This window comes from Acinetobacter sp. Marseille-Q1618 (genome assembly GCF_902809855.1).
In the GTDB taxonomy this organism is placed as follows: domain Bacteria; phylum Pseudomonadota; class Gammaproteobacteria; order Pseudomonadales; family Moraxellaceae; genus Acinetobacter.
This window is the reverse complement of the sequence record NZ_CADDWJ010000001.1, coordinates 843241-866035: the sequence shown is the minus strand read 5'-3', so window position 1 is coordinate 866035 and position 22795 is coordinate 843241. Positions and strand designations below refer to the sequence as shown.

General features: G+C 35.5%; 25 protein-coding genes. 22 read left to right on the top strand and 3 right to left on the bottom strand.

Annotated elements, in window-relative coordinates:
* The first annotated feature begins 52 nt into the window (after positions 1-52).
* From HUS24_RS04010 to HUS24_RS03910, 21 genes are all read left to right on the top strand, one after another.
* Entirely contained in the window at positions 53-841 is a 789-nt protein-coding gene (locus HUS24_RS04010) for a hypothetical protein (RefSeq protein WP_173910744.1), read from the top strand.
* Between the two features lie 100 nt (positions 842-941).
* Positions 942-4982, top strand: a complete 4041-nt coding sequence (locus HUS24_RS04005) for a cell envelope integrity protein TolA (RefSeq protein ID WP_173910743.1) — start codon at positions 942-944, stop codon at positions 4980-4982.
* Between the two features lie 10 nt (positions 4983-4992).
* Positions 4993-5643: a DUF2460 domain-containing protein gene (locus HUS24_RS04000; protein ID WP_173910742.1), complete on the top strand. Its 651-nt coding sequence runs from the start codon at positions 4993-4995 to the stop codon at positions 5641-5643.
* On the top strand, positions 5640-6497 hold the full coding sequence (locus HUS24_RS03995; protein ID WP_173910741.1) for a DUF2163 domain-containing protein: 858 nt from the start codon (positions 5640-5642) through the stop codon (positions 6495-6497). The genes HUS24_RS04000 and HUS24_RS03995 overlap by 4 nt, the downstream gene beginning before the upstream one ends.
* Positions 6494-6916 carry an NlpC/P60 family protein gene (locus HUS24_RS03990; protein ID WP_107009919.1) on the top strand — a complete coding sequence of 141 codons (423 nt, stop codon included), beginning with the start codon at positions 6494-6496 and terminating at the stop codon, positions 6914-6916. Before HUS24_RS03995 ends, HUS24_RS03990 begins: the two co-directional genes overlap by 4 nt.
* Before the next feature lies 1 nt (position 6917).
* Positions 6918-9407, top strand: coding sequence for a phage tail protein (locus HUS24_RS03985; protein WP_173910740.1), 2490 nt, complete (start codon positions 6918-6920; stop codon positions 9405-9407).
* A gap of 41 nt (positions 9408-9448) precedes the next feature.
* Positions 9449-11461: an SGNH/GDSL hydrolase family protein gene (locus HUS24_RS03980; protein ID WP_173910739.1), complete on the top strand. Its 2013-nt coding sequence runs from the start codon at positions 9449-9451 to the stop codon at positions 11459-11461.
* Between the two features lie 45 nt (positions 11462-11506).
* Positions 11507-11785, top strand: coding sequence for a holin (locus HUS24_RS03975; RefSeq protein ID WP_173910738.1), 279 nt, complete (start codon positions 11507-11509; stop codon positions 11783-11785).
* Complete coding sequence (locus HUS24_RS03970) at positions 11769-12521, top strand: TIGR02594 family protein (protein ID WP_173910737.1); 753 nt, start codon at positions 11769-11771, stop codon at positions 12519-12521. Before HUS24_RS03975 ends, HUS24_RS03970 begins: the two co-directional genes overlap by 17 nt.
* Before the next feature lie 100 nt (positions 12522-12621).
* Positions 12622-13659: a hypothetical protein gene (locus HUS24_RS03965; protein WP_173910736.1), complete on the top strand. Its 1038-nt coding sequence runs from the start codon at positions 12622-12624 to the stop codon at positions 13657-13659.
* 4 nt (positions 13660-13663) lie between these two features.
* A complete protein-coding gene (locus HUS24_RS03960) occupies positions 13664-14182 on the top strand; it encodes a hypothetical protein (protein WP_173910735.1) in 519 nt (172 codons plus the stop codon).
* 95 nt (positions 14183-14277) lie between these two features.
* Entirely contained in the window at positions 14278-14622 is a 345-nt protein-coding gene (locus HUS24_RS03955) for a hypothetical protein (protein WP_173910734.1), read from the top strand.
* Positions 14623-14624: 2 nt separating this feature from the next.
* Positions 14625-15155, top strand: coding sequence for a hypothetical protein (locus tag HUS24_RS03950; protein WP_173910733.1), 531 nt, complete (start codon positions 14625-14627; stop codon positions 15153-15155).
* Positions 15156-15218: 63 nt separating this feature from the next.
* Positions 15219-15572, top strand: a complete 354-nt coding sequence (locus HUS24_RS03945) for a hypothetical protein (RefSeq protein ID WP_173910732.1) — start codon at positions 15219-15221, stop codon at positions 15570-15572.
* A gap of 13 nt (positions 15573-15585) precedes the next feature.
* Positions 15586-16119: a hypothetical protein gene (locus HUS24_RS03940; protein ID WP_173910731.1), complete on the top strand. Its 534-nt coding sequence runs from the start codon at positions 15586-15588 to the stop codon at positions 16117-16119.
* 240 nt (positions 16120-16359) lie between these two features.
* A complete protein-coding gene (locus HUS24_RS03935) occupies positions 16360-16704 on the top strand; it encodes a hypothetical protein (RefSeq protein WP_173910730.1) in 345 nt (114 codons plus the stop codon).
* Positions 16704-17231 carry a DUF6714 family protein gene (locus tag HUS24_RS03930; protein ID WP_173910729.1) on the top strand — a complete coding sequence of 176 codons (528 nt, stop codon included), beginning with the start codon at positions 16704-16706 and terminating at the stop codon, positions 17229-17231. The genes HUS24_RS03935 and HUS24_RS03930 overlap by 1 nt, the downstream gene beginning before the upstream one ends.
* A gap of 63 nt (positions 17232-17294) precedes the next feature.
* Positions 17295-17513 carry a hypothetical protein gene (locus HUS24_RS03925; RefSeq protein ID WP_173910728.1) on the top strand — a complete coding sequence of 73 codons (219 nt, stop codon included), beginning with the start codon at positions 17295-17297 and terminating at the stop codon, positions 17511-17513.
* A gap of 21 nt (positions 17514-17534) precedes the next feature.
* Entirely contained in the window at positions 17535-18002 is a 468-nt protein-coding gene (locus tag HUS24_RS03920; RefSeq protein ID WP_173910727.1) for a M48 family metallopeptidase, read from the top strand.
* A 13-nt stretch (positions 18003-18015) separates the two neighbouring features.
* Positions 18016-18588, top strand: a complete 573-nt coding sequence (locus tag HUS24_RS03915) for a hypothetical protein (RefSeq protein WP_173910726.1) — start codon at positions 18016-18018, stop codon at positions 18586-18588.
* 752 nt (positions 18589-19340) lie between these two features.
* Positions 19341-19970 carry a LysE family transporter gene (locus HUS24_RS03910; protein ID WP_173910725.1) on the top strand — a complete coding sequence of 210 codons (630 nt, stop codon included), beginning with the start codon at positions 19341-19343 and terminating at the stop codon, positions 19968-19970.
* Here the strand turns inward: HUS24_RS03910 and HUS24_RS03905 are convergent.
* Complete coding sequence (locus tag HUS24_RS03905; RefSeq protein WP_173910724.1) at positions 19924-20148, bottom strand: hypothetical protein; 225 nt, start codon at positions 20146-20148, stop codon at positions 19924-19926. The two genes, HUS24_RS03910 and HUS24_RS03905, sit on opposite strands and share 47 nt — an antisense overlap.
* Positions 20149-20439: 291 nt before the next feature.
* Between HUS24_RS03905 and HUS24_RS03900 the strand changes: the two genes are divergently transcribed.
* A complete protein-coding gene (locus HUS24_RS03900) occupies positions 20440-20691 on the top strand; it encodes a hypothetical protein (protein WP_173910723.1) in 252 nt (83 codons plus the stop codon).
* Positions 20692-20768: 77 nt separating this feature from the next.
* Here the strand turns inward: HUS24_RS03900 and HUS24_RS03895 are convergent, their stop codons facing one another.
* Both HUS24_RS03895 and metK read right to left on the bottom strand, forming a co-directional pair.
* On the bottom strand, positions 20769-21083 hold the full coding sequence (locus tag HUS24_RS03895; RefSeq protein WP_173910722.1) for a monooxygenase: 315 nt from the start codon (positions 21081-21083) through the stop codon (positions 20769-20771).
* 122 nt (positions 21084-21205) lie between these two features.
* A complete protein-coding gene (metK, locus tag HUS24_RS03890; protein WP_173910721.1) occupies positions 21206-22372 on the bottom strand; it encodes a methionine adenosyltransferase in 1167 nt (388 codons plus the stop codon).
* Positions 22373-22795: the final 423 nt, after the last annotated feature.

Sequence of the window (22795 nt, the reverse complement as noted above, 5' to 3'; positions counted from 1 at the left end):
TTTAATTGATTTGTTTAGAGTCTGCAAGACTTCATAAAAATCGAGAAATGTAATGAAAAGAATTTTAAGTTTGGGTGTATTGGCGGCTCTTTTAACCGCCTGTGGTGGTGGGGGTGGTGGCGATTCGTATTCATCAAATGATAATGGTCAGAGTGGCGGCTCTTCTGAGGGGGGGGAATCTACTAAAGTTGAGCTAACAGGATTGTATTCAGGAGAAACAAATCGAGGGCAATCAGTCGTAGGGTTGGTAGACAAAAATAATAAATATTGGTTTTTTTATACAGCACCATATGCTAATGGTATAGCAGGGGTAGTTTCAGGGGACTTAGCAGCTTCAGGTGCAGTGTTTAAATCTACAAATAGTGTTGATTACAATTTTGAAGGTCAAACCATTTATAAGCCGAGCATTGAAGTAACAGCAGAAACTAAAAAATTTCTTAACGGAAGTATCTCCTATAATGCATCCAATACAAACACTTTCAAAACGCAATATGATCTAGAAGCTAATAAAACAATATCGAAAATGTCTGATGTTGTTGGAACTTTTAATGGAAGTTCAATTATTCTGCAAGGATCTGAGAAAGCAGTACTTTATATTTCTACTACTGGAAAAATTAGTGGAAGAGGGGCTAGTGGATGTACTTTTAGTGGAAATATTACACCTGTATCAAATACACCTTATTTTAAATTAAATTTAGTATTTGGTTTTTCACCTTGCTACATGTCTGGTCAAGCGATTAATGGTGTAAGTTATTTTGATCCATCTGATAATACATTAATGGCAGTTGGTGAAAATAGTGGTAAGCAAAATTCTGTATTGTTCTACGGACTAAAACAATAAAAATATATCAAAGAATTTTTTGAAAAGTTACTTTTTCTCATAATTTTAAATATCTCAATCAACCACCTTCGGGTGGTTTTTTTACGCCTAAGGAAAAGTAATGGTTAACGAAGTTGAAGTAAAAATCACAGCCTCAACTGAGGCATTAAGTCAGGGCATGAATCAGGCAACTGATAAAGTTCAAGCTGCGGCAGTCGATATTAATCGTATTGCAGACACCATAAAAAATGCATTTGATGGTGTACGTGATTCACTTAAAAATATTGATATCAGTTTGAATATTGATATGAGTGATATGCAGCAACGTTTAAATAGTGCTGTAGATACGATTCGAACGCGCATCAATAGTATTGCTGATGATACCAAGATCAAACTACATATTGATTCTACATCGCTAAATTCCGAGTTGAATCAAGCAGAAAGTTTAATTCAAACTCGTTTAGCATCTTTGCCAATTCAAAATATCCGCTTAGATATTGATACACATGAGATTCAGCAAAAGTTTAGTCAACTTGGTGCACAGATTATTAAAGTTAAACCCAAGTTAGATAATCCTTCACTGACCGCTGAAATTGGACTCATTAAAAATAGATTAAATGCGGCATTTACAACAGGTATTAAGGTTAAAGTTGTTCCGAGTTTGCTACAGGCAGATATCTCAAATTTAAGGACAAGACTAGAGGTTTTAACCAATAAAACCTACAAAGTAAAATTGGGGATAGATTTAACTTATTTAAATCATCAAATTAATCTTGCACGTTCAATGCTAAGCAACTTAAGCAGCGGTTTAGCAATTGATATTGATGCCACGAGCAATTTATTACGTGCATCACTTGACCGTGTCAAAGTTGCATTAGATTTATTGCGACAACGGCTTGGTGCAGGTGGTGGCGGTGGAGGAGGACCATCAGGTGGTGGTGGTTCAGGACCTGGTGGAGGTGCTGGGGTATTAACCAGTTTTGCAGGAAACTTTCTCGCAAACATGGCAAGTGAACTGATTTTACAAATCGGTGCATTAACAGGTGAAGTAATCCGCAATGCGCGTGAAATTGAAAATATGTCACGCCTTGCTAATGCAACCACACAAGAATTTCAGGAATGGGCTTTTGCTTCATCCTCTGTAGGTGTGAGTCAAGAAAAACTTGGTGACATCATGAAAGATGTGAACGATAAGTTTGGTGACTTCATGCAAACAGGTGGTGGAGAAATGGCAGATTTCTTCGAAAAAATCGCACCTAAGGTGGGTGTGACTGCCAAAGAGTTTCAAGGGTTATCAGGTCCTCAAATTCTTGAAAAATATTATCAGACTTTACAAAAAGCCAATGTATCGCAAGCCGAAATGACATTTTACATGGAGTCGATCGCTAATGATGCAACTTTACTTGCACCTTTGCTCGATAATAATGCTGAAAAGCTCAAGGAAATGTCGAAACAAGCACATGATCTTGGTGTGATTCTTGATGATGAAGCCATTCAAGCGACTAAGGACTTCCAAGGTTCTTTAGGTTTGATCGGTTCTACCATTAAAGGTGTCGTGGCGAATGTTGTTGCAGATCTTGCGCCCGCATTAAAGCAAATGGCAAATAACTTTTTGAGTTATTTGTCAGATTCAAAAGGAGCTGTGGATGGGGCAATTACCACCATTATTACTATTTTTGAAAGTCTAGGTGGTATTTGCAGCTCAGTTGTAGGTTTAATTGGTGATCTTTGGTCGGATCTCACTCAAGATATAGGTGATGGATCACTGCAACAGATTACGTTTATGGACTTGGTTGTAGGAGCAATGAAAGGCTTTGCTACAGTTGCAATTGGTTTGAAAGTTGGAGTTGAGATTGCTTTTGCAGGCATTCGAGCAATCATTACGACGGTTTGTCAGGCGATTACAATTGCATTTTCAAGTGTGCTTAATGGCTTTGGTGCATTAAAAGAAACGATTCAGTTTGGTTTGGACTACCTAGGAACTAAATTTAGAACTTTTGGCAATATTGTCAGTCGTATTTTGAGTTTTGATTTTTCTGGTGCAAAAGCAGCGTATGAACAAGGATTTCAGGATTTAAGTGATATCACTGATCGCTACTCATCAAAAATGAGTACTCGTATGGATTGGTTAAAGTCCGATTGGAATGGTGGGGTAACAAAATCAGTTGATGCTTTAAGTGTAGCAAAAGATAGTATTGTTAATTCTACGAATGATGGTAACAAACAATTTACTAATTTGTTCTTAAAAAATCCCACTGAAATTAAGGCACCCACACCTATTAAGCCACCACCAAATACTTTTAACTCAAATAAGGGGATTGGCACAGGTACGAAAGATGATGACAAGAAGTCTTCTTCAAAGTCTACGGAATCTAAGTATGAGCCAACTACATATTCAGATCTACGGATCAAGAGTGCAGAGGCTTATTCAGGTGGTAAAGCGCATCAAGGCATTTTGGATCTCGCTGGACTAATTCAAGATAAATTTCAAATCACCCGCTTTACAGCATTTAATGATCAATATCATAAAGGTACATCCAGTCAACACGCTAAAGGTTTAGCTTTAGATTTCACACTACAAAATCCAAATAAAAGTGGGCAGGTCACGAATGAACTGCGTTCAATGCTGGGTAAAAATGGTGTAAATGCTCAAGTTTTAGATGAATATAAAGATCCATCTAAGCGGGCTACAGGTGGTCATATTCATGTCAGTTTTAATTCACAAGCGGATGCCGATAAATATCTTGCTCTTGTAAAAAATGACAAAGTTAAAAGCAGTAAAAAATCGAGTTCAGATGATAAATATGAACGGTTTTTAGAGGAGCAAAAACGTAAGGCTGAACAGGCTGAAAAAGAAAGACTTGAGTTGAAATACAGATATGCCACTGAGCAAGAAAAGGTGGAACAGGATTTAGCGAAAGCAATTCAGCGTATTAATGATTCAACAGCTTCAACTGATGATAAAAGTACTTATCGCATCAAGGCAGAACAAGAAGCTCAAGCACAAATGGTCGAAATTAACCTTAGAGCTTTGGAGCAGAAGCAAGCCATTGATGAGCAAGAGATTCAGTTTAAATTGGATACAGCACAACGGATATTTGAGATTGAAAAAGCAAATATTCAGGCTGCATTTGATGCTGGTCGAATTTCTAACGTTGAAAAGCTAAAACTCGAAAAGCAACTCGAAGATCAGATGTATTTAATCAAACGAGATGGCTTACTTAGACGCCTAGAATTACAAAGTGCTCGTTCAGAGATTACAGGTAAACCTGAAGGGCAAGCTGCTACAACTAATGCCATTGTGGATTTAGACCATCAAAAATCGATCTCTGATATTCAGACACCAAATTTAATGAATGATGCCCAAATGGCAGACTTTGAGAAAAAGTTTGGTGGTTTGACTTCACGCATGTCAAGTTTATGGGATCAAGGCATTCAAGCCATGATGAATGGTACGTTGACTTGGAAAAATGCCATGAATGCAATTTATTCTGAATTAGCAGCTGAGTTCATTCAAAACATGATCACAGCACCAATGAAAAAATATGTAGCAAGTATGGCACCGCGTTTGGCTGTGAAATTAGGTTTAATTAAGGCAGAAACTGCTGCTGAGGTTTCAGGGCAAGCAGCACAAACAACAGCGGTTGTTGCAGGTGAAGGCGTTAAGACTGCCGCAACTTCTACTGGTGTACTCACTCGTTTGGGAATCAAACTCGCAGGAACTTTAAAGTCCATTATGATGTCAGCATGGGAGGCGATGGCGGCAGCTTGGGCTGCAATGTCAGCAATTCCTATTATTGGTCCTGCATTAGGTGTGGCTGCAGGTATTGCTGCTTTTGCTGGAGTTTCGGCAATTGTGGGTAAAGTGTCTTCTGCTCGAGGAGGTTATGACATTCCTGCAGGTGTAAACCCGATGACGCAACTGCATGAAGAAGAGATGGTTTTACCTAAACAGCATGCCAACACCATTCGTGCATTAGGTAAATCAGTGATGGGTGATGGTTCTATACCAATGTCACAAGCAAGTGGTGTGAGTGGTGGTGATATTAACAACTTTAACTTCCAAAGTTGGGACTCTAAAGATCTTCGCCGCTTTATGAAAAAACATGGCCGTGAATTGGCAGGTGGCTTAAAAGGGTATGGGCGTAATTTTGGTAAGTAAGGAGTAACACATGTCTGATGAATTATTTCCTGAATTACCAGGATTGGAATGGGAGCTGACAAAGACTCCCATTTTTAATACCAAAATTATGACCTCAATCAATGGTCGTGAACTGCGAGCGAGTTATCAAGCAATTCCAAAATATAACATCACTATGTCCTTTGCTTTCTTGCGAGAGAGCAAAGGGCGAAATGAGTTACAGCAACTAGAAGGCTTCTTTACCGAGCGCCGTGGTGCTTTTGATTCATTTCTCTACAAGATGCCAGATGACAATCAGTTTGAATGTACTTTTGTTGGGGATGGAAGCACAACAACCTACCAAATCTTCAAGAAAATGCATTCTCTACATATGCCAGTGAGCAATACGATGCAGATGACGCAACCAATTAATCCCAACATGTGGAATCAAGTTGAAACCAAAAATATGTGGGATAGCGACATTGAAAAACCTATGTGGAATAACGAAATGGCGAGTATTAGCAAAGATGGGAAATATATGCTGAATACACCGTTAGCGGTAGGTAAGGAGGTTACAGTTAAAGGTACATTCTTTTATCGTTGTCGCTTTGCTGATGATGAACAACAGTATTCCAATTTTATGGCCAAACTGTGGAAAGCACAAAAAATCGAATTGGTCGGTACATTAGGAATGAAGATATGAGAGAGGCATCGACAAAATTAATTGCATTATTAGATCAAGATCAGTTCTTAATGGCAGATCTATATACGATTACCACAGTGCAAGGTGATGTGTACCGTTACACCAATTATGATTATGACTTGATTGTGGCCAACCAAGTTTTTAAGGCCGATGGACCTATAATTAGCCGTGAGGGAATCAGTTTATCACTAGGTATTGAGGTCGATAATTTATCTGTCAGCATTAATACTACGAATGATCAGCATTTTAATGATGTGCGTGTAGTTCAGGCTTTTCACAATGGTCAAATGGATGGTGCGCGTTTTAAGTTAGAACGGGTCTTTATGGATATGCATACGCCTACAGATACAAGTGCAGGAACATTGAAATTATTTGAAGGTCGAATTATTGAACCCGAACTCGATCGAAATGTGATTGATTTTAATGTGGCATCAGATATTGATGATCTTCATATTCAAATGCCACGTAACCTATACCAACCAAGTTGTTCCAATACTTTATTCGATTATGGTTGTGGTTTGCTGCGTGATAATTTTGCTATAAGCACAACAATCGAAGTAAACAGTAGTACTTCACAAATTATATGTACTTTGACACAGCCACAAGGTTGGTTCACACAAGGTGTGGTGGATTTTTTAGAGGGTGGAAATAAAGGCTTAAAGCGCACGATTCGTTTGCATGAGTCTGGCAATTTAGTTTTGACATTACCTTTACTTGAACAACCCAAAGCAGGTCAAAAAATCAAAGTTTATCCTGGATGCGATAAACGTTTAGATACATGCACCAATCGCTTTAATAATCGTAATCGTTTTGCAGGGAAGCCATTTATTCCTGTGCCGGAGACTGCTGTATGAAAAACCTAGCAGCAGTTGAAGAAGCTAAGACTTGGTTGGGTACACCATACCATCACCAAGGACGAGTAAAGGGTGTGGGGGTAGATTGTGGTACCTTAATTTGTGAAGTGTATGAAAAAGTGGGCTTAATGGATCATTTGGATCCACGACCCTACCCGCCTGATTGGCACATGCATCAATTGGGTCAACGATACTTAGAGCATGTGAAGAGTGTATGTTTTGAAGTGGATGAACCACAGCCGGGTGATATTGTTTTATATCACTTTGGAAAGTGTATCAGTCATGGTGCCATCGTTGTGGAATGGCCAACGGTGATCCATTCATATATCCATCAGGGTGTCATTATCCAAGATGGTACCAAAGGAAGTTTAGCTCGGCGAATAGCTGGGTTTTTTCGTATGAAGAGGCTAAAAGAATAATATGGGTGGATTATTTGGTGGTGGTACCACAAGTACAACTGAAACACGTATTAACTCCATGCGTGTTCAGCAATCTGCGTATGGTCTTTGTCAACCATTGGTATATGGTAAAAATCGAGTGACTGCTAATATGTTTTGGTATGGTGATTTTACCGCAACACCGCATACCACTGTAACTAAATCAGGGGGTAAAGGTGGTAGCTCTAAAACTCGAAATACAACATTCACCTACAATGCTTCATTAATGCTAGGGTTATGTGAAAACAAGATCCGAGATATTGGAATTGTATGGCGAGACAAAGATCAGATTATCAATAAAACTGAAAATGGTATAACCAAAAGCCCTATTGATCAGTTAGGTTTTGAATTATTTGATGGTAATGATAATCCGCGTTGGGGATATATACAGACCAAGCATCCAGATCAGGCATTACATTATCCTTTTCTTGGTTATGTTGCCTGTGCGAATTATGATTTAGGGAATAGTGCTAGTCTTTCCAATCATACCTTTGAAGTCATTAGCGATATTACATTGTCAGATACAGTGCATGATGCCAATCCTGCGGATGTGATTGAGGATTTTATTACACATCCACGCTACGGTGCGGCACCTATTTTAAATATGGCTGATTTGGCAGAATTTAGAACCTATTGCCGAGCAGCAAATTTATTAATTAGCCCAGCATTTACAGAACAAGCCGAAGCGTATGAAACGATCAATACGATTGTTGAGGCGGTGAATTGTGCAGTGGTACCTAGCCCAGATGGTTTAAAAATTAAAACCTATGGTGATGCTGCTTTGACTGGACATGGAGTCACATTTACACCCGATTTAACTCCTGTTTATCATTTAACAGATGATGATTTTATTGGTGAAGATGAGCCTATCAGAGTGCGCCGTAGTCGTGATACGGATGCTTTTAATCATACGCAAATTGAATATACCAACCGTTATAACCAATACAACACGGAAACAGTGGAAGCCAAAGACCAAGCCAATATTGAAATGTTTGGTCTGCGTACAGAGGACGCGGTAAAACTTGATTTCTTTTGTGAGCCCAAAATTGCTCGGCATGCCTGTCAGCTACGTTTACAGCGTTTGTTGTATGTCCGAAATGAATACGAGTTTCAGCTTGGTTGGAAGTACTGCCGACTAGAACCCATGGATATTGTGACAATTACAGACATCTCTTTAGGGTTGGATCAATTTCCTGTACGCATTACACGGATTGAAGAAGATGATGAGGGCTTACTCACAGTTACAGCAAATGAGTTGTCCGTTGGATCTTACTCAGCGATTGAGTATGACCTACAGGCATCTAATGGTTATCAGGGAGGAAATGAAGAACCAGGACATGTGAATGCACCTGTCATTTTCGAACCACCTCTAGATTTGACCAATGGTATCAATCAAGTGTGGATCGCCGTATCAGGTGGGGTGAATTTTGGTGGTTGTAATGTCTGGGCAAGTTTAGACAACACTACTTATGACATGATCGGGACCATTTATGGTTCAGCACGTTATGGTCAATTGGTTGCAGCTATTGATACAGATGACCCTGCCTTACAAGTCCAACTTAATACACCAAGTCAAATGTTCAGTGGGACTTTAGAGGATGCTGAAGCGGATGCGACATTATGCTGGTTGGGTGGTGAATATTTGAACTATCAAGTGGCAACACTGAATGGATCAGGTCTGTATACATTAGATGATGTACTACGTGGACGTTTTAATAATGCTCAAGTACATATTGCAGGCGAGCCATTTGTCCGTATTGATAAAGCTATTTTTGAACATGGTTTTAATAAAAATCTTATTGGCAAACAGATCCATTTGAAATTTACTAGTTTCAATGGCTTACAGCAGCAAGAGCAAACGTTAGATGAAGTAACTGCTTATAGCTACACATTGGTGGGTGGAAAGCCTACAGGTGTAAAAGGGCTCTCATTACAGTCACCATTTATCGGTACGAGTTTTAAAGTACAGTGGCAAACTGTTGTGGGTGCTTCGGGCTATGTTGTGCAAATACTTTCAAATGGTATTTTGCTACGTGAAGTTCAGACAACCAATACAGACTATAGTTATTCTTTTGAGGAAGCTAAATCTGATGGTTTGGGGCGTTCCTATACAATTCGAGTTGCTAGTGTAAGTGGGAGTAATGTGAGTTCATTCGCAGAGTTGAATATCAGCAATCCGATTCCTGCCAAACTCTTAAATGTATATACCACAGCGACCAAAGACACATTGACTGTAAGCTGGAATCCAAGTGAAGCACCTGATTTAAAAGGTTATGCAGTTTGGGTGAGTCAAACGGAAAACTTTGATCCAAGTTCGGTTGCACCAACGTGGGTTGGATCAGATCTATCTCATACCTTTGAAAAGCTTACATCTACAACGATCTACTATGTGCGAGTTGCTGCATGTGATGTATGGAAAGACACAGTTTGGAATTATTCAGATCAGTATGTTCAAAGTACTTCTGAAACTTAAATTTGATTAACAACATGAGCGCCCATTTCGGGTGCTTTTTTATGGGTGAGATTTTTATGCCATTACCAGATAAGAGTGTACTGATTGGTGCAAATGTTACAGAGCAGGGGTTTAAAACTGCTTTAGGTGATTTTATTGATAATGCCTCATCTAAAGAGGATGTAAGTACAGCAAAGCAAGAGGCTGTGCAGGAAGCTGCTACTGAAGCAGATGTGATTGCAAGTGAGAAGTTAGATCAAGCGAAAGCTGATGCAGCAGTAAAAGATGCAACAGTTTTAGCAAATGCAAAAGCATATTCAGACACTGCAATCACAACTCAAAGCGAAAATGTTACTGTTAAGAATTTGATTGTAGATAAAAGTGGCACCATTGGCTATTTAAACAATAGCTTATCACCAGTGACTGATGATGCTGTATTTTCAAAAGCTTGGGTTACATCTGCATTTATTGATATACCCGCAGCAGCAACCCATTTGTTAATTGTCGGTAATATTTATAGTTACACAATCCGAAATGAACAAAATTTGTGGTATGCGGGAACAAATACAGTCGAAACAAACAATGTAAATACGATTGTTGATTTATCAACTAAAACAAGTGGGGGTACAGGCACACCAAAACAAATTCGTGTGTCTTTTCGTCGCGCAGGAACCATTGCTGATGATGAAGCCACTACAATCGCTAAAACGATGCAAAAGGCTGCAATCTATGCGTTCGTTGGCGGTGTTGGTATTCCTCTTGATACATTAAATCTAGCAAATTCAAAAGCTAAAAGTAAAAGTGATTTTTTATTTGCGAATAATCTATTGTTTTCTTTAAGACCGTGGACGTCTTATTCAGGTGAAATTCTTGGCTTAAAAGAGGGATTTTACGGTGGTGCGAGTAAAGTTCCGACAACCTCAGGTGAATATTATAAAGCATGGAACTACACGCCTGCACTTGCTGCTCAAGAAGGATTGACGCTTTATTACACAAATAACATGGATAGCTATTCTGTCATTTATTTAGATAAAGATAAAAACTTTTTAGGAGTTGCATACACAACGAATGCAACAAAACATACAATTCCGATTTCTGCTTACGCTAAAGAGATTAAGTATGTGATGTTGAGTTTACGTGCATCACTAGTTGCTACATCTGCTGTTTACTTACTTACAGATGCTAATTTGACAGAGCTACAAACTGTTGAGTCAAGTGAAGCGAAATTCGCAAAAAACTCTACAATTGCTGCAATTTCAAATATTAAACAATCGTCAAAGTTAACAAATAAAAAATGGTTAGCACTTGGTGATTCAATTACAAACAATCCGCAATCTTATGCTGTTCAACTAGCAGCAAGACATTCTGCGATTTTAACAAAACACACCTTGGATGGTACGTGGGTGCACAAAGGGACGATGGCAGGTATTCCCCGTGTGCTTTCTGAGAGCTTTCAAGATATTACAACAACAACGCAGTTCGACTTGATCACAATTGCGTGTGGGGTGAATGATCGTTTCAATCGCTTAACTGGTTTCACAACTGCAAGTACGAAAGTGTATTTAAAAGACTCAAGTGATAAAGTTCTAGCAGAATCAACAACAGATAGTACAGGCTTTTTCGGATTTGAAGTAAATGAAACTACAGGTTTAAAAGTCAATAAGTCCGATAACAATGTCGTAAGTACAACTGTGTCAGCGCAAGGCAGCTTGGGTGTAATGTCAGATCGCACAACAAGCACGTTCTATGGTGCTTTGCATGTGCTATTAAAAGGGCTACGTGATAAATTTCCACTCGCTCGTATTGGGTACATTTCACAAATTCAAAGCACCTGGCAACCTTACATGCGCAACGAGAAAAACAATATTGCATGGCTTAAAACTCAAGCAATATTAGATGTTTGCTCGTATTACGGAATCGAAGTGTGGGTTGGTTGTGATAAATTCGGCTTTAATCCGCGTGACAGCGAAACGCTCAAAACTACCTACATGCCCGATGGCTTGCATCCAAACGCATCGGGTCACACATGGTACGCAAATCGAGTCGAACAATTTATTTTAAGTTTAGCGTCATAAGCCCCAATCGGGGCTTTTTTATTGCCAAAAAAATAGGGGAAATATATGTCTGAAACACAGACAGTACTTGAAGCAAGTGCTGTTGCAATTACACAAAAAGTAACGTACTCAGCAGGAGCAACATCATTTTTTGCATTTATAGCAAAAGTTGATGTGATTGCATGGGGTGGCTTAATAGTGGCAATAGTTGGTTTATTTATTCAATTTTATTTCTCAATTCAACGAAATAAGCGTGAACAAATCGAACATGAAATGCGCACAGCAGAATATCAGCAACGAATGAAAAATTTAAAAAGTGAGTTAAAACATGAAACTAATCAATGAAAACCCATGGCAATATTTGTCAGTAAAGCTCCCAATGTTGGGAGCTTTTTTTATGCTTGTACTAATTCCATTGCTGCAATGGGCATTAGATTTTCAGCTCATTCCAAAAGAACACGAAGCCATCATTATTGGAATTGTAATTCCATTGCTTAGCTTGATCGGCAAGAAGATCTATCAACCAGAGTTACACGCACCACAATTAAATGGTATCAATAGCCTTTTGGCCACACAGCAAAACTCAAATGATTTGGCATGGATGGTTGAAGCGAAAAAACATATTGGCTTGCGTGAAATTGTGGGTAAGCAACATAACAAAACCATTTTGGGATGGATTAAAGGCTTGGGTGGTTGGTTCACGGATGATGAAACGCCGTGGTGTGGAACCTTTGTTGCTCATTGCCTAAAGACTGCCGATGTGAAATATCCAAAACATTGGTACCGTGCCTTAGATTATGTGAACTACGGAACTAAACTCGCAAAGCCTGCCTACGGATGTGTAGCCATTAAAACTCGCAAAGGTGGTGGTCATGTATGTTTTGTGGTTGGGCGTGACCAAAAATCAGGAAAATTAGTTTGTATCGGTGGCAACCAAGGCAATGCAGTTTCTTATGCCTTATATAATGATTCAGATTTTCAAGAATTTCGCTGGTATGGAAAAACGAGCCGACCCTCGGAATCTCGTTATAGATTACAGATGTTGAATGGTGTAAGTACAACAAAGGTCAGTGAGGTTTAAAACCATTTGACCCTCATTGGAGGGTCTTTTTTATATTATTCTTTATGTTATATTTAGTTTAACTTAAAAATTAATAACAAACACATAAAGAGTTAAATCTATGATCAAAAGAATAATGGTCTTTTTAATCAGCCTATTGTTAATCCTCAATTCAACATTGACCAATGCCTATACGTTTAATCAATGGCTTTTCCCTAACAACCCAATAGCTATTAATGCATCTATGTTGTTTAATGGGTCAAAAGGTGCTGTTACTTCATCCGTGTTAATTACACCAAATGCGACTCAGGTTGCCAAAGTATTACGGAGTGGTGGTGCTGGATTTGCTTTGTCTTATGCGGTTGATCAGCTATTAGATGCCGTAGATTGGGTGCTTGATCCTGCGAATAATCAGATTAGATATCAAAAGCCAGCTAATCCAATCGATCCAGCCAATCAATTTTTGTATGAAGCGAGTTATGGCTCTCAAAAAAAGTACGTTTCTTCTTTTGAAGAAGCCTGTAAACAGGGACAAATTTTTTGGAATCCCGATGTTGGTAAGCCCAATCATACAGCTTTTGAAACTTGTTACCTTATGGGTACAATTGTAGGACCTATTACTGGGAACAGATCAAGTGGATCATGGGGGAGTAAAACTTATAATCCTAACTATAAACCAGCGACCCTCTCTCTCGAAACCGTTGCTCAAAAAGTCATCGAAAATGCTCAAAACAATAATATTGATGCCCAATTTGCAGTTTTAGCAGCAGCAAATAATATTTTATCGGAAGCTGAAAATGATGATGCTAAAGCTAAACCGATTGAAGATGAGTTAGAGAGGAATAAAGATCCTAAGTGCAATAAGCATAATATAAATATGGATAGTCAGGCGGCTTATGTGAAACAGAGATATGATGATATGTACGCTGATAGATTTGATCAATATAATAAATATCCAGATGAAGCGAATCCCTTAATATTAAATGGCAAAAACAAAGGTTCTTGGGCTGGGCATATTACACAGTATAGAATTGCTCAAGTGGATCTTAGTATATTAATTAAAAAAGCCTCTAATGATGGATGCCCTGCAACACCAAATGCTCAAAGATGGGTTAAGAAAGATCCACCACCAAAACCTGGTGAAGACTCCATAGGATAAATAAATGATTGAAGTTAAAATTAGTGAATTATCTTATAATGGTGAAATTATAAAAAAAATTATATTTTCTAGTGAGTTACAATTTAATTTTCGTACAGTATATCAAACCCTAAATGGGGTACCTCTTTTGGAAAGAGTGTGTTTGGACTCTACCAGAAATGAAATTAGTACAATTACAATACTTGTAGGTACTGATTATAAAGTGGTGGCTTTCAGGAAAATTATTCGGGATTCTGATGATGATTTAATAATATTTGAAGATTATAAGCTTGTTAATAATGAGTTTATCCTGATTCATCGTTATATTAATGAACCATTAAACCCATCTGATATTTATTCCAAGCGAAAATGCTCTGCTTATGATGGCAAAGGGAAACTGCATTATATTTTGATTAACAGCATAGAATATGATGCTGATGGAAATGAACGTAGTGAAGATACACCTCTTGAAAATTTTGAAACTATTGATGATATTGAAATGCAATATCTAGATGAGGCGGTTCAGAAATTATTATTAAAATAAATTTTCTAAATAATAAAAGTTGCAAAAGCAGCTTTTATTATTTTCTTTTTAGTATTCCATACCCTCATTTGCAGTTTTAGCTGCAGCGAATTATATTGTCGGAGGCTGAAAAGGATGCGTTAAAAGCAAAAGCGATTGCAGACCAACTGGAAAGAAATACTAAATGTCCAAGTGGTATTGTTAAGAATGGTAGTTGTTGGATTTGTGATAAGGCTTTAAATAAACCTATGACTCGAGCAACACAGGAGGCTAAAGAAGCAACAAGAAACAAGAGCTGTAAATATTTAACAGATTCTGCAATTAAAGCGGCTAATGCTGTTTTATTTAGGAATTTAATAAGTGCAAGAAGTCAGGAAAATGCTTGTTGGTCACTACCAGATCCGAATCATATTTCACGGCTTGCTGAAGATAAAATTGCTTTAAGTCATTGTGAAAATTGATTATGAATACAAACATAGAGAAATCCATAGAGCAAATTTTTCCGCCTTTACAATTGGGTAATACTCGTACTTTATTTGAATGCGCTTTTTACGATGCTCATTATGGATATTTTGACCAAATTGATGATACTTACTTGTCTGCAATAGAAACATCAGCAGAAGGTTTAATTCTTGAATATGGTTTTGATTGGCCTGAATTTTACATGCAAGTTGGACTAGAAGCAGTTCGTTCACGTAGTAGACCAAATGAGGGAATTAAAACATGGAAAGATGTAAATTATGAGTATTTATATTATTTTGGTGGAGATTGTAGTTATTTAAGTTCTGATGGATTTAAATTCTTTTTACCTGCTGCCATTTACCACTTTCTAACCACTAATCAAAATAAAGCTTATATGGACAGGTTTATTTTTAGATTAGAATCGCAATGCGAAAAGGATCAGCATGTTTTTAATGATGACCAAAAAAAATTTATTATTGAATTTGTAAAAGAACATTATAAGGGATTTGTTTCTTGGATATCTGAATCTTAAAAATACCTCCTAAAATTCGTACCCTGATCCTGTTAGGTCGGGGTACTCATTTCAACTAATATTTTGTCAGAAGCTGAAAAGGATGCGGCTAAAGCTAAACCGATTGAAGATGAGTTGGAGAAGAATGCTGCGTGTCGTGCTGAAAATAATGTATCTAAGCCTGCAATATGTGATGAAGAGCCAAAAGATCTCTGTGAACAATTAGTATTGGCAGAAGCAAAAGCTGGCGCTGGATATCAAATTATGCATGATGCAAAAATAGGAGATGAACCTAGATTAATTGCTCATTATGGAATGGGTCCTTGGATTAAAAAAGAACATAAAAAAACATGTTCTAATGGTAAACAAAAGGTCATACACTATTTTCATAGTTTATCTAGTTATAAAAATGTTGAATTGAAATTTAAAAAACGCTGATTAGGATTATTCTATGTTCATTAAAAATTTAAATATAAGATTTAATTTATCTAGTTTTATGTGTAATGACTTATGCTTAAAAAAATTTGAATCATTTTTATACAGTAATCTCGAAGAGTTTGAAAATGAAATGGGTGAGGAGTATTATTTTAGGTTAATTAGTATAGATTTTAGTAGTATTTCAAATATTGAAGTGCAAAATATTATTTACGATTTTAATATTGATAATATCTACTTTGATCAAGCTATTTATATTTATGTTAAATTTAAATTGAAGTTGATTTCATTAAAAGATACTTTTAATTTTTTAGATGCTATTAATGATAAACTAGCATTACAACATAACCCTCTAAATCAAGATACTTATATAAGTATGTTAGGGGGTGATACTACAGGCTATAGTAGTGAGATTAATAGGTTAGGAGAAGATTTGTATCAATTAGAGGCAACCAAAGAGCTTGAGAAAATCTTAGAAAATATAGATAAAGATCATAGTGTTAGTTGTTTTTTTGAGTCTAAAATTATAAAAGAAAACAACTTTTTATAAAGTTGAAAATATAAAATTAAAGAGTAAAAATAATTCTCAAGTTTTTATTTTAATACGACATATAAGTAAGTAATACACTTTAAGTAAACATGTAATGAAAACTTTGTATTGCCTATTTTGTATGAATTATAGGAAATTTATTACATGTTTAATTTGTATAGACTACTTAATAAAAGTTGTTAAAGCAGCTTTTATTATTTTGTTTTTAAATTTGCAGTTGCAGCAGCAGCGAATAATATATTGTCGGAGGCTGAAAAGGATGCGTTAAAAGCAAAAGCGATTGCAGACCAACTGGAAAGAAATGCTAAATTTCCAAGTGGTATTGTTAAGAATGGTAGTTGTTGGATTTGTGATAAGGCTTTAAATAAACCTATGACTCGAGCAACACAGGAGGCTAAAGAAGCAACAAGAAACAAGAGCTGTAAATATTTAACAGATTCTGCAATTAAAGCGGCTAATGCTGTTTTATTTAGGAATTTAATACGTGCGAGAAGTCAGGAAAATGCTTGTTGGTCACCTAGTCATCAAAATCATATTACAGCATTGAATGATGCAAAAAATGCCTTAATTTTATGTGAGAATTAATGATGATTACAAAAAAATTTCTTGAAGAAACTTTTCCACTTTTCCCATTAGGAGAAAATCGATCTTTACTTGAATGTGATTTTTATGACACTCATCGTAGATATTTTGATCGAATTGAAGATAATTACTTATCTGCCGTTGAAATGACAGCAGAAGATTTACTTATTAAATGGGGTTTTGATTGGCCTGAATTTTATTTACAAGCTGGACTAGAGGCGGCTCGTTCACGCACGAGACCACAAGAAGGCATCAATACATGGAAAGATGTCAGTTATGAATATCTATATTATTTCGGATATAACTGTAGTTTTTTAAGTTCTGAAGGCTATAAATTTTTTTTACCTGCTGCACTATATTATTTCCTATCAACTGATGAAAATAAGGCTTATATGGATTGGTTTGTTTTTAGATTGAATTCTCAATGGGAAACAGATCAACACGTTTTTAATGATGCTCAAAAAAAGTTTATTATTGAATTTGTAAAAGAACATTATAAGGGATTTGTTTCTTGGATATCTGACTCTTAAAAATACCTCCTAAAATCCGTACCCTGATCCTGTTAGGTCGGGGTACTCATTTCAACTAATATTTTGTCAGAAGCTGAAAAGGATGCGGCTAAAGCTAAACCAATTGAAGATGAGTTGGAGAGGAATGCAAATAATAATTATTGTATTCAGCAATGGGTAAGCGATACAAAATGGTGTGATAACAATTATAAAAATAGAGATAATATAGCTTGTCATTCTTGGGCTCATGAAGAGTTAAGCAGATGTATGAAAAATTCGCCAAGACAACCTTTTAGACTTTAATGTGAATTTATGGAGTTGGACATGCAAAAATTATCAATGGATAAAAACTATATAAATTATATGAAATTTTTCGTTATTGGTGATTTAGATCAGGCTGAATTTTTTTTAAAAAAAAGCTTAGAAAATATTTATGATGATGATGATACAATATCGATGTTACTTCAGAGATTAGGTTCATTAGTTTATTTAAAAGGGGATGAAAAGCAAGCTTTCGAACTATACGATTCCTCAATAACATTAACAAAAAAATCTTTAATTTCTTTATTGTTATATGCAAAGTTTCTTTGTTATGAGTCTAAAAAGTATCATTCTGCAATAGATATTTGTGATTCTATTATAGAAATTACTCTTAGTGATAATTATCCTAAGACTGAAATGGAAATTCGTAAAGACTATTATTTAAATGAGGCAAAAAAAATAAAAAAAGAGTGTGAGCAAGCCTTTAAAAATGATAGTCAACCTAATCCAGATGCATCACCAGAAAAATAATAGAGAATGTTTTATGAATTTTTTAGATATTAAAACAAGTATTTACGAAAATTTTTCTAATTTTCATTTTACTAAAGATTTTACCTTAGCCGAATCTGATTTCTATGATACATATTCAAAAAGTTTTGCTGAGTACTCTAAAGATGATCTATATGTGGAATTAAGAAAATATTATAATGAAAATATTGCTCATTTTATAATAAGCAATATAGTAGAAAATAAATATATTGAGCCTTTTGGAAGTTGGTCAGAAATTCCTCTATGGTATTACAATGCATTTAGTTTTGGAGGTACTATTAATTTAAATACCCATAATTTAATATATTACCTTTCAGGATTTATGTGTTTGATTATTTTAAACAATATTGATTCTAATTCATCTTCAAATATTTTAAGATGGTATGATGTTTTAGATTTAAATTCTTATTATATCAATATCTTATCAAAAGAACTTAATCATAACCAATTAAAAACGATAGCATTGTTCTTATGTTGTGATCCTGAAACAAAAAAAATTGATTTATCACCCCCTTCAGCAGATGATGAGAGTACCTTTGCTAAATTTTGGTATCCTTTTTTAAATTAACTGTAAAAGCTAAACCTATTAAATTATTTCAATGAACTAACCTTTAATAAAATTATCATCCAAAATCTGTACCCCGATCCTGCTAGGTAGGGGTACTCATTACAACTCAAAAACAAATTAAAAATATAAACATCATTTTCAAATTTTTTTAACAAAACACCCAACAATGGCTGTGTCCTTAGTTTGCTCAGCTTCTTTACTCTCAGAATGTAAACGTACATAAAAATTATCCATCTGAAATGTGAATAAAACTTGCCATATTGAAATTAAAAGATAGTTATATTATTTGAATAAAAATCTATGCTATATTTATTGAAATATCAGACCGATTTAGAAGCAATCTAAGTCGGTTTTCTGCTATTTATAACTGTGGATAAAGTTAATATTACGCCAAAAATTCGCCAAATAAATTTAAATAACTGAATTTTAATGAGTTAATTAACATGCCAAATGTTGGTGATAAAATCACTGTAAACATTACTACTGAAGCTTCTGTGGTTGTAAATAAATAATAAAATCAATAACTTATGCTGAAATAATGTTTTTCAGCACAAGTTTTTTTGTTGTGTATGCTGTGCTAAAAGTGCGTATTTGATCTATTTTCATTCTAAAATAACTATAATTTTAAATTAATTACCCAAAAATTATACCAATAAAATATTCCTTTTAAGTTGCGCTTTTTAATATTGTAAATCACCTAATCTTTTTCACACAGCGTATAATAAATCTTTTATATTCATCATTTAAGCTACATGTCTTTGTTATTGACCATTTGTTCACTGCATTTCTTCGCCCAGCTTAGTCCAGGCCCAGATGTTTTACTTGTTGCAAAAAGTTCTGCCTCCACCACACGTCAAAATACCTTGAAAATTGTATTGGGAATTTCTGTAGGAATTGTCGTATGGGTGTTGCTAACACTGATGGGGTTTACGGTTTTAATTGAACAATGGCCTTGGATTCAGCAAATTCTCATGCTAATTGGTGGATTATTCTTGGTAAAAATGGGTTATACGATGCTAAAAGGAGGAATTTTAACTTTAAAACAAGAAACAACATTACAGGGTGTGATTGAACAATCCCCTAAAAACTATTTTATGCTGGGTCTGTTAACAAATTTATCTAATCCTAAAACTTTGATTTATTTTAGTAGTGTATTTTCTTTAGCACTCAGCTCATCTGCAAGTACCCATCTAAAAACACAATTGGCAATCATTATTCCCATTCAAACATTTTTAGTATTTACAGTATTTATGTTCATTATGTCTATGCCTAAAGTAAAAAATATTTATCAAAAATCAGGCAGCTACATTGATATTATATCTGGTACTTTGTTTGTTATTTTTGCTGTGTGGTTGTGGTTGGATGCGTTTCATCTGTTGTAGGTTGGGCTTGATCCACTACAATCTTTTCATCGTCACTTTGTTTTAGTGTGGGTTTTAGTTTTTGGCTAGGCTGATAGGTATTTGCTGTTAGTGTAGTTTCAGTATTTTCAGAACCTTGATAGCGACGACTGCGATTTGCACGCTCACGTAAGCCACCTTTTTTAATCAGTTTAATCACAATCAAAATCTCTTCATAATTTGCGCATATTTTAAAGAATTTATGTGAATAGGGGAATATTAGCGAGATTCTAAATATATTTTTTGAAATGGAAAATATTTTAAAACTAAATTTAATTATTTGATAAAAATTAAAAATATCATAAAAATTGAATAATTTTGAAAAATAGATACAAAAAATAGATTGTAAAGTTCACACATATCTGATTATTTAATCATAGTGACATCTTGTAAAAATAAAATGGTCACGTCTAGAAAAACAATAAATGTTTTTTAATAGCAGGAGGAATATATGCTATACCAATATCATTGCGCTTGTTGTAATAAGGTAGTTACTGCAAACGATAAAGAATGCCAACATTGTGGTTCACAACATATTCGAAGTCCTTATGGGTTTTGGATGTTTTGTATTGTTGCATGTTTATTTACAGCAATTAGTTTTAAACTTGGGCAAATTTATTTAAATAATCATCAAACAGATACACCTGAACCAGTCACACTGTTGGATGTTTTAAATCAAGATTCTAATAAGCGTATTCATTGAAAAATAAATTTTTAAGATGCTTTTCAAGTCGATGTTTGAAAAGCATCTTTTTATTTAATCCAGTAACTTGGTAGGAGTTATTTTTTAACTAGAAAATCAGCTTGATTGATTTCCGATAAAGGAATATTCACTGCGAAACATTTTGTACGAATATTTGTGATTCCAAAACTTTGTAAACGTAGCGTATGCATTTCTGCATAAGTTTGTGCATTTTCTTCATTATCAAATAAATAGATACCACCAGCTTCTTGGTTTTGACTATTTTCAGTCCATATTTTCCATAAAAAGCCTTTTTCTAAATTAATACTTTCAGCAAGTTCTTTAAAAGCCATAGACATTTCATCTGAAAAAGGACCTTGAGTAGGAAAGTCAACTTGCAATAATACTGGCATTGGGAGCTCCTCCATTTGAAAGCTACAAAGGTATCATTCTATGATTTTATATAGTGTTTGGGCAGAAAATTTTTAAATAAAAAAGCTCGCATATAGCGAGCTTCTTATAAATCAATAAGAAATTATAGATTTGCGGATGCTTTTAAAGCCTCAACTTTATCCGTTTTTTCCCATGTAAATGCATGATCAGAACCTTGACGACCAAAGTGACCATAAGCAGCAGTTTGCTTATACATTGGTTGTAAAAGGTCTAACATACGGGTAATACCATATGGGCGTAGATCGAAATGTTCACGAACTAATTGGATAATTAATTCATCAGACACTTTGCCTGTATTGAAGGTGTTGATTGAAATAGAAGTGGGTTCAGCCACACCAATCGCATAAGACACTTGGATTTCACATTTGTCAGCAAGACCTGCTGCAACAATATTTTTTGCAACATAACGACCTGCATAAGCTGCAGAACGGTCAACTTTTGATGGGTCTTTACCTGAGAATGCACCCCCACCATGACGTGCCATACCGCCATAAGTATCAACAATGATTTTACGACCTGTTAAACCACAGTCACCGACAGGGCCACCGATCACAAACAAACCTGTTGGGTTAATATGGAATTTTGTTCCCGCATGAAACATGTCTGCTGGAATGGTTTTTTTCACGATTTCTTCAATTACCGCTTCTTTTAAATTGGCTTGTGAAATATCAGGATCGTGTTGGGTGGATAGTACCACTGCATCTAAACGTACTGCTTTGCCATTTTCATAAGCAAAAGTGACTTGGCTTTTGGCATCAGGACGTAACCAAGGTAATGTACCACTACGACGTAATTCCGCTTGTTTTTCCATTAAGCGGTGCGCATAAAAAATTGGCGCAGGCATAAGTACGTCAGTTTCACGGCTTGCGTAACCAAACATTAAACCTTGGTCACCCGCACCTTGATCTTCTGGTTTTTGACGATCTACACCCTGTGCAATCTCTGGAGATTGTTTACCAATCATATTGATTACAGCACAGGTTGAACCATCAAAACCTAAATCAGTATGATGATAACCGATACCTTTTACGGTATGACGAACGATAGATTCAAAATCCACATTGGCAGTGGTGGTAATTTCACCAGCAAGAACAACCGCGCCTGTTTTTACTAAAGTTTCACAGGCAACTCGTGCATATGGGTCTTCTTTTAAAATTGCGTCCAAAATAGCATCGCTAATTTGATCCGCCATTTTGTCTGGATGGCCTTCGCTTACTGATTCAGAAGTAAAAACACTGTACTCGCGCATGAAAATCCTACGGCTATTATTTTTTCGATGCGTTATGTTACATCTTGTTGTGCATAATCACTAGGCTATTATCATGAAAAAAATGAATTTAATATATAAAATAATTCATTTAATCGGATAAAAAACATTAATTTTCAATTAACTCTTCATATACGATAACGGAAATTTTTGATAAATAAATCAGTTTAAAATCAAATTTATTAATATATATCATGTATATATTCTATTGCCCAAAGATTCATATTTTATGGCTAAAATAAAAAGCAAAATAAAAAATTGCTTTAAGTTTAATTGGGCTATTTTCAGACAAAGAACTGTTTTATTTTGTTTAATTCATTTTAAATAAAAAGAAAACCAACTGAAATAGTTTAGAAAAGACAAACTTCCTGTCATACTAGCACATGAAAAATGGATACTTTTGAA